At 59.4% G+C, this 10,953-nt stretch carries 12 protein-coding genes and 1 pseudogene; 3 read left to right on the forward strand and 10 right to left on the reverse strand.

Going from position 1 to position 10,953, the window contains the following annotated elements; all coding sequences use genetic code 11:
- From PFH44_RS20340 to nasR, 5 genes and pseudogenes are all read right to left on the reverse strand, one after another.
- Window positions 1–929 (reverse strand): annotated as a pseudogene (locus PFH44_RS20340) (FAD-dependent oxidoreductase); the annotation flags it as partial.
- 42 nt (window positions 930–971) lie between these two features.
- Entirely contained in the window at window positions 972–1,760 is a 789-nt protein-coding gene (locus PFH44_RS20345) for an ABC transporter ATP-binding protein (protein WP_283825964.1), read from the reverse strand.
- An 8-nt stretch (window positions 1,761–1,768) separates the two neighbouring features.
- A complete protein-coding gene (gene ntrB, locus PFH44_RS20350; protein ID WP_041146091.1) occupies window positions 1,769–2,662 on the reverse strand; it encodes a nitrate ABC transporter permease in 894 nt (297 codons plus the stop codon).
- 1 nt (window position 2,663) lies between these two features.
- Entirely contained in the window at window positions 2,664–3,920 is a 1,257-nt protein-coding gene (locus tag PFH44_RS20355; RefSeq protein WP_283825965.1) for a CmpA/NrtA family ABC transporter substrate-binding protein, read from the reverse strand.
- 249 nt (window positions 3,921–4,169) lie between these two features.
- Window positions 4,170–5,366 (reverse strand): nitrate regulatory protein NasR, encoded by a 1,197-nt coding sequence (gene nasR / locus PFH44_RS20360; protein WP_283825966.1) that lies wholly within the window; start codon window positions 5,364–5,366, stop codon window positions 4,170–4,172.
- A 68-nt stretch (window positions 5,367–5,434) separates the two neighbouring features.
- Here nasR and PFH44_RS20365 point away from each other — a divergent pair, with 68 nt between their 5' ends.
- Window positions 5,435–5,788, forward strand: a complete 354-nt coding sequence (locus tag PFH44_RS20365; RefSeq protein ID WP_045858961.1) for a DsrE/DsrF/TusD sulfur relay family protein — start codon at window positions 5,435–5,437, stop codon at window positions 5,786–5,788.
- Between the two features lie 240 nt (window positions 5,789–6,028).
- Complete coding sequence (locus PFH44_RS20370) at window positions 6,029–6,271, forward strand: DUF1883 domain-containing protein (protein WP_045858962.1); 243 nt, start codon at window positions 6,029–6,031, stop codon at window positions 6,269–6,271.
- 69 nt (window positions 6,272–6,340) lie between these two features.
- Here PFH44_RS20370 and PFH44_RS20375 read toward each other — a convergent pair whose 3' ends face one another.
- Together PFH44_RS20375 and chaB are read right to left on the reverse strand one after the other, a co-directional pair.
- Window positions 6,341–7,021: a gamma-glutamylcyclotransferase gene (locus tag PFH44_RS20375; protein ID WP_076947670.1), complete on the reverse strand. Its 681-nt coding sequence runs from the start codon at window positions 7,019–7,021 to the stop codon at window positions 6,341–6,343.
- 151 nt (window positions 7,022–7,172) lie between these two features.
- Window positions 7,173–7,403, reverse strand: a complete 231-nt coding sequence (gene chaB / locus PFH44_RS20380) for a putative cation transport regulator ChaB (RefSeq protein ID WP_041146096.1) — start codon at window positions 7,401–7,403, stop codon at window positions 7,173–7,175.
- A gap of 265 nt (window positions 7,404–7,668) precedes the next feature.
- Between chaB and chaA the strand changes: the two genes are divergently transcribed.
- Window positions 7,669–8,769 (forward strand): sodium-potassium/proton antiporter ChaA, encoded by a 1,101-nt coding sequence (gene chaA, locus PFH44_RS20385; protein ID WP_045858966.1) that lies wholly within the window; start codon window positions 7,669–7,671, stop codon window positions 8,767–8,769.
- Between the two features lie 96 nt (window positions 8,770–8,865).
- On the opposite strand, the gene kdsA is transcribed toward chaA, so the two are convergent.
- From kdsA to PFH44_RS20400, 3 genes are all read right to left on the reverse strand, one after another.
- Window positions 8,866–9,720: a 3-deoxy-8-phosphooctulonate synthase gene (gene kdsA, locus PFH44_RS20390; RefSeq protein WP_045858968.1), complete on the reverse strand. Its 855-nt coding sequence runs from the start codon at window positions 9,718–9,720 to the stop codon at window positions 8,866–8,868.
- 95 nt (window positions 9,721–9,815) lie between these two features.
- Window positions 9,816–10,628, reverse strand: coding sequence for an invasion regulator SirB1 (gene sirB1 / locus PFH44_RS20395; RefSeq protein ID WP_045858970.1), 813 nt, complete (start codon window positions 10,626–10,628; stop codon window positions 9,816–9,818).
- Between the two features lie 3 nt (window positions 10,629–10,631).
- Window positions 10,632–10,953 (reverse strand): SirB2 family protein (locus PFH44_RS20400; protein ID WP_283825967.1); only part of this gene is annotated, 322 nt, incomplete at its 5' end.

A 10,953-nucleotide genomic window follows, 5' to 3' on the forward strand; every position in this document is an offset into this window, starting at 1 on the left:
CCGATGGCCAGCACGTCCGGGTCGGAGGTGCGGCAGCGATCGTCGATACAGATACCGCCCCGCTCCCCCACCGCCAGCCCGCCGCTGCGCGCCAGCGCGTCCTGCGGGCGGATGCCGGCGGAGAACACCACCATATCGGTGCAGAGCGAGCCGCCGTCGGCAAAGTTAAGCGCCAGCCCGCTGGCCTCGCGGACGATCTGCTGGGTCGCCTTGCTGGTATGCACTCCGACGCCAATATCGCTAATTTTTTCCCGCAGCATGGCCGCACCCGCCCCGTCCAGCTGCACCGCCATCAGGTTCGGCGCAAACTCCACCACGTGGGTTTCCAGCCCCAGCTGCTTGAGCGCATTGGCGGCCTCCAGCCCCAGCAGGCCGCCGCCAATCACCACTCCGCGCTTCGCCCCGCTGGCGCAGGCGGCGATCCGGTCAAGATCGTCCAGCGTACGGTAGACGAAGCAGCCGTCAAGATCGTTTCCCGGGACCGGCGGAACGAAGGGGTAAGAGCCGGTGGCCAGCACCAGCTTGTCCCAGCGGGTTTCGTGGCCGTGAGCATCGCGAACCACCCGCGCCTCGCGGTCAATGGCGGCAACTGGCTCGCTGAGGCGCAGCTCAATCCCGTTGTCGGTAAAGAAGTCGCCCTCCACCAGCGACAGCGATTCCGCGCTGCGGCCGGCGAAATATTCCGACAGATGCACCCGGTCATAGGCGGCGTAGCGCTCTTCGCAGAACACCACGATACGATACTGTTGATGCAGGTTACGGCTGACGCATTGCTCAAGAAAGTGGTGACCGACCATGCCGTGTCCGATCAGCACCAAAACAGGTTTTGTCATAGTGATTTGTCCTGCAGCGCGCGGCTGCGTTGAAGAAGGTTGAAAAAGCCATTCAGGCGATCCGCAGGTTTCCGGTCGTGCCGTCAGCGGGGCTGAACGGCTCAAGACCGGTCACCTTCAGGCGGGTACCGCCGCCCCCTACGCCGCTTTCGGCTGTTTTTCGTAGAGGAAGTGCAGGATCTGCTGGCGCAGGTGGTGATAGCGGCTATCGTCCGCCAGCTGCACGCGATTACGCGGCTGGGGGAGATTGATATCGAGGATTTCTCCGACCGTCGCCGCCGGGCCGTTGGTCATCATCATCACCCGGTCCGACAGCAGCACCGCCTCATCAACGTCGTGGGTAATCATCACGATGGTGGTGTTCAGCGCCTGCTGAATTTGCATGACCGCGTCCTGCAGATGGGCGCGGGTCAGGGCGTCGAGCGCGCCGAAGGGTTCATCCAGCAGCAGCACCTTTGGCTTCATCGCCAGCGCCCTGGCGATCCCCACGCGCTGCTTCATTCCTCCGGAGATTTCCCCCGGGCGCTTGTGCAGCGCATGGCCCATCTGCACCCGGTCGAGGTTGTGCTCAATCCACTCCCGGCGCTCGGCCTTGCTCATGGTGCGGCGAAAGACCCGATCCACCGCCAGCGCGACGTTGTCAAAGCAGGTCAGCCACGGCAGCAGGGAGTGGTTTTGAAACACCACCGCCCGCTCCGGCCCCGGCCCGGCAATTTCGCGGTTATCGCACAGCAGGCCTCCTTCCGTCGGCAGCGTAATCCCGGCAATCAGATTCAGCAGCGTCGATTTGCCGCAGCCGGAGTGGCCGATCAGGCTGACGGTCTCCCCTTCGTAGATATCGAAGGAGACGTTTTGCAGAGCCAAAAACTCGCCGCTGGCGGTATTGAAACGCTGGCTGACGGCCTGTACCTGAATTAATGGGTTCATAGCGACTCCTATTTTTCCTGCCAGCTGAAGCGGCGGGCGATAAGCATGAGGCCCTGCTCAAGCAGCAGGCCGACGACGCCGATAATGACGATGGCGATAATGATGTTTTCTACGTTGAGGTTGTTCCATTCGTTCCAGATCCAGAACCCAATCCCCAGACCGCCGGTGAGCATTTCAGCGGCGACAATCACCAGCCAGGCGATGCCTATCGACAGGCGCACCCCGGTCAGCACGGCGGGCAGCACCGCCGGGAAGAGAATGCGGCGCATCACCGTCCATTCGGAAAGCTGCAAAACGCGCGCCACGTTCAGGTAGTCCTGCGGGATACGCCGGACGCCTTCGGCGGTGTTGATCACCATCGGCCAGATGGAGCAGATAAAGATGGTCCAGCTCGACGCGGGCTCCGCTTTCTGGAACAGCAGCAGGCCGATTGGCAGCCAGGCCAGCGGGCTGACCGGACGCAGCAGCGCGATCAGCGGATTAAACATGCGGGCGAAGAACAGCGAACGGCCAATCAGGAAGCCCAGCGGAATGCCGACCAGCGCCGCGAGGCCGAAGCCCACCGCCACGCGCTGCAGCGATGCCAGCACGTTCCAGCCGATACCCATGTCGTTAGGGCCATCCTGATAAAACGGGTCGGCAAACAGCGTCAGCGCCGAATCAAGCGTGCTGAGCGGCGTCGGGAAGCCTTTGCCGTTAATCGCCGCCATCTGCCAGCAGAACAGGAGCAGCCCCAGCCCCAGCAGCGGCGGCAGCACCCGCTGGACGCCTTCGCGCAGCCAGCGCGTGACGGCGGGCGTTGGGCGACGGACCTGCACCGGCGGCAGGATAATGACTTCGCCCGGCGCTTTTTCAGCGCTGGCGACTGCAGGTTGGGTACTATTTTTTTGCGCGTGTTTCATCTCATGCCCCCATACGTTGAATCGCAAAGCCGCGGGCGTAGCCTTCAGGATCGGCCCCCGTCCAGACCGTTCCGTCCATCAATGTGCTGCTGCGCATCACCTGACCCGGCGCGCTGATGCCGCCAACGGCCTGCGCCGCCTCTTTCCATACGTCAATTCGGTTAATACGCTGCGCCACCGCCTGATAATCCGGCGCCGCTTTCAGCAGCCCCCAGCGTCGGAACTGGGTCATGAACCACATGCCATCCGACAGCCACGGGAAGCTAACTTCGCCGCGATCGTAGAAACGAATCGGGTGCGCGTCCTGCCAGCTGCGCCCCAGTCCGTTGTCGTATTCACCCAGCATCCGCCCGGTGAGGTACTGTTCTTTGGTATTCAGCCACGCGCGTTTCGCCAGGATGCGCGCCGTCTCGCGGGTGTTCTCTGGCGAAGCCTCTATCCAGCGCGAGGCCTCCATTACCGCCGCAACCAGCGCCCGGGCGGTATTCGGATTACGCTCCACCCACTCGCTGCGGGTGCCGAGAATTTTTTCCGGATGATCCGGCCAGATCTCCTGCGACGTCGCGGCGGTAAAACCGATGCGGTCGTTGATGGCCCGCGCGTTCCACGGCTCGCCGACGCAGAAGCCCACCATGTTGCCAATCCGCATGTTCATCACCATCTGCGGCGGCGGCACGACGACGGTGCGCACATCCTCAAACGGATTGATGCCGCCGCTGGCCAGCCAGTAATAGAGCCACATCGCGTGGGTGCCGGTAGGAAAGGTATGGGCGAAGGTGTAGCTGCCCGGCGCGCTCTGGCCAATCAGCCGCTTCAGGCCGGGAAGATCGGTTACGCCTTTGTCCTGCAGGTCCCGTGACAGGGTGATGGCCTGCCCGTTGCGGTTGAGGGTCATCAGGTTGGCCATGGCCTGCGGTTTGCTGGCAATACCCAGCTCGAGGCCGTACAGCAGGCCGTAGAGGATATGCGCCGCATCCAGCTCGCCGGAGATCAGCTTGTCGCGCACCGCCGCCCAGCTGGCCTCTTTGGTCGGCACAAGGGTAATGCCGTATTTTTTATCAAAACCTTTCAGCGACGCGATCGCCAAAGGCGCGCAGTCGGTTAGCGGAATAAAGCCCACCCGCACGGTGGTTTGCTCCGGCTTATCGGAGCCTGCCGCCCACGCTGACTGCATCAGCCCAGGCAGCAGCATCGCGCCGCCAAGCGCGGCCCCTGCCTGTAGAAAACGCCGCCGTGTCATCGAAATCTTATCGCCCATACCCGCTCCAGAACGCGCAAAAAAAAAGCGCCCGACAGTGCTTACGCACTGCAGGACGCCTTTATCCATGGACCCGCATGCCGCCGTTGGCCTGCTGCCCAAAAATGGTGAACTAACTCGATTTAGCTAATGCAAACGGGATGCCAGTTTTCCCGATAGCCGCTTTTGGCGCTTTTCCTCCCTGCAAAAGCGGCTGTCGGGGCAAAAGTTGCACCGTCGACAGGCACAAAATGCCCGCCCATTGTGCACCTACTCCTTTGGGGTTAGCGGCCATAATGACTTGACCATCAGCAGCGCGCGGGCGATTTCCACCATCCGCTGATTCTTATCCATCGCCATCTTGCGCAGCGCCTGCCAGGCCTGCTCTTCATTCATCCCCTGATGGGACATCAGGACGCTTTTGGCCTTCTCAATGACCTTGCGCTCTTCGAGACTATCCTTTAGCGACGCCAGCTGGCCGGAGAGCTGCTGCAGCTCATACGCCTGCTGGCGAACCAGCGGCAGCAGCTGCCTGTCCAGCCGTCGCGCAACGTCATCGCCGCCGTCCTCTTCCGGCCAGCGGTCGGGCGGCATCTCCGGCCCGCTCCCCTGCAGCAGCCGATCGACGGCATCGAGCAGATCGCTAATCAGCCGCTCTTCCAGACCGCGCATCAGTTCCAGACGCTGCGTCTGGGCGCAGAACCAGCGCAGCGCCGTCTCGCCGTTGTCCTCCGAGGGCTGACGGGTACAGGCGATACGCCGAAGCTGCTCTATTTCGATGCTGGCCTGGCACTGCTCATTAAACAGTGCGGTCTGCGCCGCGTCGGCCAGGGCCAGAAAGCTGTCAAAGCACGGCTGCTGCCCGTCGATACGGTCCACCAGCAGCTGGCGCAGCTCGTCGCTGAACCGGCCGCGGGCAAAGCCTAACGCCCCCAGCGCGCGCTCCTGCCCCACCAGCTCCTTGCCCTGCATAAAGCTGTAGAGCGCCACCATCCTTCCGGCAATCTGCGGATCGTCGATGCTGTCATTAAGCTGCGGGACGATATTCAGCAGGTGCCGGATAATGCGGCTGAACTGGCCGGTCGCCTCTTCGGCGGCGATAGTGCGCAGGCGCACGGCCTCGCGCAGGGTGGGAAGCTGCTCGAGGTACCACACCGCGCTGGCGATACGCCAGCACAGGGCGCTGCTGGCGCTGGCGCGCGCCGGCTCCAGCGCCTGGCGAAAGGCGGCCAGCTGTTCATTCACCAGCGCCCCGCCGGCCCGACACTCCGCGGCGTAGAGCCGGCCGCCGGAACATAGCCAGATATTGGAGGCTCCGCGCTCGCACTGCAGCATATGCACCAGGGCGCTTATCTGGTTGGCCAGCGCGCCCTGCTGCGCCAGCTGACGCAGCTGCTGCCTCTGGAGCTGGCGCGCATGTTGGAACCAGTCGTTTGCTTCAGGCACGGTGCCGGCCGTATTATTCATGCTCTCTCCAGGGTTAACGCTTTATACTTCAGCTAAGCAATAACCGTGCCTTATACAAAGGAGTCCTTATGCAAAGTATTGTGCTTATCGCCAACGGCGCTGCCTACGGTAGCGAATCCCTGTTCAACAGCCTGCGCCTGGCGATTGCCCTGCGCGAACAGCAGTCCGAACTGACGCTGAAGGTGTTTTTAATGTCCGACGCGGTTACCGCCGGGCTACGCGGTCAAAAACCGGCGGAAGGCTATAACATTCAGCAGATGCTGGAGATCCTCACCGCGCAGGACGTGCCGGTGAAGCTGTGCAAAACCTGCACCGACGGCCGGGGGATAACCTCCCTGCCGCTGATCGATGGCGTTGAGATCGGCACGCTGGTTGAGCTGGCGCAGTGGACGCTGGCGGCGGATAAAGTCCTGACCTTCTGAGTTAACCCTCTTTAGCAGGATTAAATGCCAGGCTGGCAGCGTTTATTGCGTTAAAAAATATGCCAGCTGAATGCTTTCAGGGACAACGTCATTTTTGTTTAATCTTTATCCTTTTTTTTGATCAAAATCATCATCCGTACCTTCCCCATTTGGTGTTATGCCATGAGCAAAGTGTGAACAATATCACGCGCAGGATTGAACGGGCAGGATGCCGTGGGCTGACAAAGACGGGGTTGGAAAATGGCAATGGTAAAAGCAAGTTTGACGTTGTTTGGCGGTGATACGCTGGTGGTGCGTTGTTCAGAGCGCTGCCATATTCACCTGATGAGCGCTAAGGTTCCAGGCGACAGCCACGCGGATGTGCTGAGCGTGCAGGACCGGGACCGCGCGTATATGACCGTGCCCTACAGCGGCACCTGGAACGTGCTTATTGACAGCCACAGCCAGTCGCTGGAGCACTCAATCAGCTACGTTCCCGCCTGAGGCATCCGCTGAACGCGTTGTGACCGCAGCGTCAAACCTCTCTTCATGCCCGGGTCTCCCGGGCATTTCTCAGGCCAGCCCCGGCTGACCGCAATCGCCCAGCAGATTTCTCACCTTGCCGACCAGGTCGTCGAGGCAATCATCGTGCATGCCGAGCTTGCGCAGCTCCTGCTCGAGCGAGAAAAGGTACTGGGCGTTGGTGCCAAGCGGACCGCTGGCTTTGGCGATCAGCGGCGCGATCACCTGGGCGCTGGTATCGGCTTCGAACAGCGGATGACGCGGATCCATAATGAAGACCAGCGCGTTGACCGTGCGCCCGTCGTCGAGCTCCAGCTTGCACCAGGTCGGCAAATAGCAGCCGGTGATCATCTCCCGCTTCCACAGCAGGGTGAGCTCTTCTTCCAGCGTACAGTCCGGCAGGCGGTAGGCGACGCCGGTGGTGCGCCCGCCCTCCTTCAGCGCCAGCATGCGCCCCGGCTGATGCGCGCTTCCGCGCCCGGCGGTGAGTCGCAGGCAAAAGGCGCGGTGCCAGCCCGGCAGCGTACCGGTACAGGACTCGCGATACTCGAGGGCCGGATTCCACATCAGCGAACCGTAGCCAAAAATCCATACCGATCCCGCGTCCGGACGACAGGCTAAAGTGGCCGCCAGGGAGGCTGCCCGTTGCTCTGCCGACCAGAGTAGCGATTCCTCAATAGCGCCAAACGCCGTTTTACAATCCGCATTGATTAAGAAATCACGTGTTAACACTTCTACTACCTCCGCCACTGCCCGCTTCCCGGCGTTTATCTGATGCCATCCTTGTGAAACATTCTTGTGAAACATTGCTGAATTATTATCCAGCTTTATTTGGCAATTAGCAATTAACGCCGCTCAGGCGCCGCGCGGGTAGCAGGATCGGCTATGACTTCCTGTGCCAGCGGTCATCGTCTCCCTTTTGATAGTCATGTTTTACCGCCGCCCAGGCCACTTTATGCGCCGTCTCTTCGCGGCTGGCGTCGCCCCGACGGTCCTCGCTGTGCTTGTACTGGTCCCAGGCGCTATTAAAGGCTTCTTTATAAATCTCCTGAGCATGTTCAGGCAGGACGTGGCGGACGCTGTCGGGTAGGTCTTTTTTACTGTGATAAGGCATAGTGTTCTCCAGAAAGGGGCTGGAATTTAAGTCTGGAACGCAATATTGCCCTACGCAAGGCGGGAGGGAGTGAGAAGTCGACTTTAGTAATTATCTGAATAGTAAATATAAAAGTGCAATAACAGCAGGTTATAGCAATCTAACACCATTAGTGGTTGATAGCGGTAAATTTAAGTAAAAAAACCAATCAATTTCCGTAATGTCTGTTATTTTATCAACTTACAGTATCTATAATTATAACACCTGCACAATATGGAGATGGTTCATGACCCATGCACATGAGGCGGTAAAGACCCGCCACAAGGAGACGTCCCTCGTATTTCCGCTGCTGGCACTGGCGGTGCTTTTCTTCTTCGGAAGTAGCCAGTCACTGCCAGTGGTTATTGCGATTAATATTCTGGCGTTAGTCGGCATTCTCAGCAGCGCATTCAGCGTAGTACGCCACGCTGACGTGCTGGCCCACCGCCTGGGCGAGCCCTACGGTTCGCTAATTCTGAGCCTGTCGGTCGTCATTCTTGAAGTTAGCCTGATTTCCGCGCTGATGGCCACCGGCGATGCGGCGCCGACGCTGATGCGCGACACACTGTACTCGATAATCATGATCGTTACCGGCGGCCTGGTCGGCTTCTCGCTGCTGCTGGGCGGGCGTAAGTTTGCCACCCAGTACATGAATCTGTTCGGTATCAAGCAGTATTTAATCGCCCTCTTCCCGCTGGCGATTATCGTGCTGGTGTTTCCCATGGCCCTGCCCGGCGCCAATTTCTCAACAGGTCAGTCGCTGCTGGTGGCGCTTATTTCGGCGGCCATGTACGGCGTTTTCCTGTTGATTCAGACCAAAACGCACCAGAGCCTGTTTATTTATGAGCATGAAGATGACGGCGACGACGACGACCCGCATCACGGCAAGCCGTCGGCGCACAGCAGCGGCTGGCACACCGCGTGGCTGCTCATTCACCTGATTGCGGTGATTGCGGTGACCAAGATGAACGCCAACCCGCTGGAGACGCTGCTGACCAGCATGAACGCGCCGGTGGCCTTTACCGGTTTCCTGGTGGCGCTGCTGATCCTCTCCCCGGAAGGCCTGGGTGCCCTGAAGGCGGTGTTAAACAATCAGGTACAGCGCGCGATGAATCTGTTCTTCGGTTCGGTGCTGGCCACCATCTCTCTGACCGTTCCGGTCGTGACCCTGATTGCCTTTTTAACCGGCAATGAGCTGCACTTTGGCCTCGGGTCGCCGGAGATGATCGTAATGGTTTCATCCCTGGTGCTGTGCCAGATCTCTTTCTCGACCGGACGCACCAACGTGCTCAACGGCGCGGCGCACCTGGCGCTATTCGCCGCCTATCTGATGACCATTTTTGCCTGATTCACCGCCCCCGGCCGCGCGACGCGAACCGGGGGAGGATGCATAAAAAAGCCTGCCGGTTTTGCAACCGGCAGGCTTTTGTCATATCAGGGACCGCTACTTGCTGGTATCCAGCTCGTCAAAGCCTTTAACCAGATCGTCGATCGCCTTCATTTGCTTGAGGAACGGCTCCAGCTTATCCAGCGGCAGCGCGGACGGGCCGTCGCATTTCGCATGATCCGGGTCCGGGTGCGCTTCGATAAACAGGCCGGCGATACCCACCGCCATACCGGCACGCGCCAGTTCAGCAACCTGAGCACGGCGACCGCCGGAAGCGGCGCCAAACGGGTCACGGCACTGCAGCGCGTGGGTGACGTCAAAGATAACCGGCGAGTTGTTGGAGGCTTTTTTCATCACCCCAAAGCCCAGCATATCAACAACCAGGTTGTCGTAGCCGAAGTTAGCGCCGCGGTCGCACAGAATAACCTTGTCGTTGCCGCCTTCAATAAACTTGTCGACGATGTTACCCATCTGGCCCGGGCTCACGAACTGCGGTTTCTTAACGTTGATCACCGCGCCGGTTTTCGCCATGGCTTCAACCAGGTCGGTCTGGCGGGCGAGGAACGCCGGCAGCTGAATCACGTCAACCACGTCGGCCACGGCCTGCGCCTGGCTGGCTTCATGAACGTCAGTGATGATTTTCACGCCGAAAGCCTGCTTCAGCTCCTGGAAAATCTTCATCCCTTCTTCCAGACCCGGCCCGCGATAGGAGTGGATGGAAGAACGGTTGGCTTTATCAAAAGAGGCTTTGAACACATAAGGAATGCCCAGCTTCTGCGTCACGGTCACGTAGTGTTCGCAGATACGCATCGCGAGATCGCGGGATTCCAGCACGTTCATCCCGCCAAACAGGACGAAAGGCAGGTCGTTTGCTACGTTGATATCACCAATGCTAACCACTTTTTGTTTCATAAGATCGCCTTATCAGGGTGTAACCGGAATCATTCCAGATAAATACGCGTCATACCTAAAAACCGCCTCAGCGCAGCGTATTTCGCGTATATCGACTAATGCAATGTAATTTGTTTGTGCGAAATCGTGTTGATTTGCGCGCGGATCATTTCGCTGATCGGGTCTTCAGGACACTGTTCGACGAAATAGTTCAGATCCAGCAGCGCAACGTGGTCGCACTCGAGCTGGGCGTATATCAGCCCGCGGTCGCGAATTTCGTACGGATCTTCCGGATTGAACTGCAGCAGCGCTTCGCTGGCGCGCAGGGCCAGCTCCATCTGCCGCTCTTCCATCAGCGCCGATTTTAAGGTGTCGAGCAGCTTGTGGATCACTTCCGCGTTATCCGCTTCATCAAGATCCTCATTGAACAGCTCGGCCACCGGGCTAATATTGCCCTTCAGCCACACTTCCAGCGTGTGCTCGTTGAGCGTTTCCCCGTTGAACGGGTTAATCAGCCACATCTCTTCGCTGGTTTCAGGGTCCGCGCGCAGCAGCATCTGCGTCGGGAAAATCACCGGCACCACCGGCAGAGACATGCGCTGGGCAATCCACAGCACAATCGCCCCCAGCGACGCGGCGCTCCCCTGACGGTTAATCAATACTTTATCGATCCACAGGGCATCGGAAAGCCGGTAGACGCCGTGGGAGTCCCTGAAGCCCCATTCATGATAGAAAAGCTCCAGCAGCCGCTCCAGCTGACGCTCCTGATCCCACGAGGTCGCGATCTCTTCCTGCGCCAGGCTCAGCAGCCGCTCCAGCTCGTCCTGCACGTAACCCGTTGGAAAGTCGTCGCGGATCAATTCAGAAATGAGGACCATTCCATCGCACAGTGGCGCTTTATTAAATTCGAAATCAGCTAGTGACCTCATGACTTACCCCAGTAACGGTGTTCTTGTGATGGCGAGTTGTATGATGATGAACAACACCACCAAAGCCAGCAGGAAGGTGATAAACCTGCTCTGCTGGCTGCGCGGACGCCGACGGCCCAGCGCGATAAAACCCAATGCGATGTAAATAATAACGCCAAATAGCTTCTCAGTCAGCCATCTGCCGTCTTCAGTAAACGGCAGATAGTGCGTTATTGCCATTAATCCGGCACCGCTGAGAAAGAGTATCGTGTCGCTGCAGTGCGGGACGATGCGTACCCAGCGGCGGTTAAGCCACGGGCTGCCGCTGTAGCTCCACCAGTAGCGT

This window comes from Klebsiella sp. Ech2A (assembly GCF_030078455.1).
Lineage (GTDB): Bacteria > Pseudomonadota > Gammaproteobacteria > Enterobacterales > Enterobacteriaceae > Klebsiella > Klebsiella terrigena.

Bases quoted from the DNA above. Each gene is read 5' to 3' on its own strand.
- PFH44_RS20345 (WP_283825964.1), bottom strand. From the start codon at position 1,760: ATGAACCCATTAATTCAGGTACAGGCCGTCAGCCAGCGTTTCAATACC.
- ntrB (WP_041146091.1), bottom strand. From the start codon at position 2,662: ATGAAACACGCGCAAAAAAATAGTACCCAACCTGCAGTCGCCAGCGCT.
- PFH44_RS20355 (WP_283825965.1), bottom strand. From the start codon at position 3,920: ATGGGCGATAAGATTTCGATGACACGGCGGCGTTTTCTACAGGCAGGG.
- nasR (WP_283825966.1), bottom strand. From the start codon at position 5,366: ATGAATAATACGGCCGGCACCGTGCCTGAAGCAAACGACTGGTTCCAA.
- PFH44_RS20365 (WP_045858961.1), top strand. From the start codon at position 5,435: ATGCAAAGTATTGTGCTTATCGCCAACGGCGCTGCCTACGGTAGCGAA.
- PFH44_RS20370 (WP_045858962.1), top strand. From the start codon at position 6,029: ATGGCAATGGTAAAAGCAAGTTTGACGTTGTTTGGCGGTGATACGCTG.
- chaB (WP_041146096.1), bottom strand. From the start codon at position 7,403: ATGCCTTATCACAGTAAAAAAGACCTACCCGACAGCGTCCGCCACGTC.
- chaA (WP_045858966.1), top strand. From the start codon at position 7,669: ATGACCCATGCACATGAGGCGGTAAAGACCCGCCACAAGGAGACGTCC.
- kdsA (WP_045858968.1), bottom strand. From the start codon at position 9,720: ATGAAACAAAAAGTGGTTAGCATTGGTGATATCAACGTAGCAAACGAC.
- sirB1 (WP_045858970.1), bottom strand. From the start codon at position 10,628: ATGAGGTCACTAGCTGATTTCGAATTTAATAAAGCGCCACTGTGCGAT.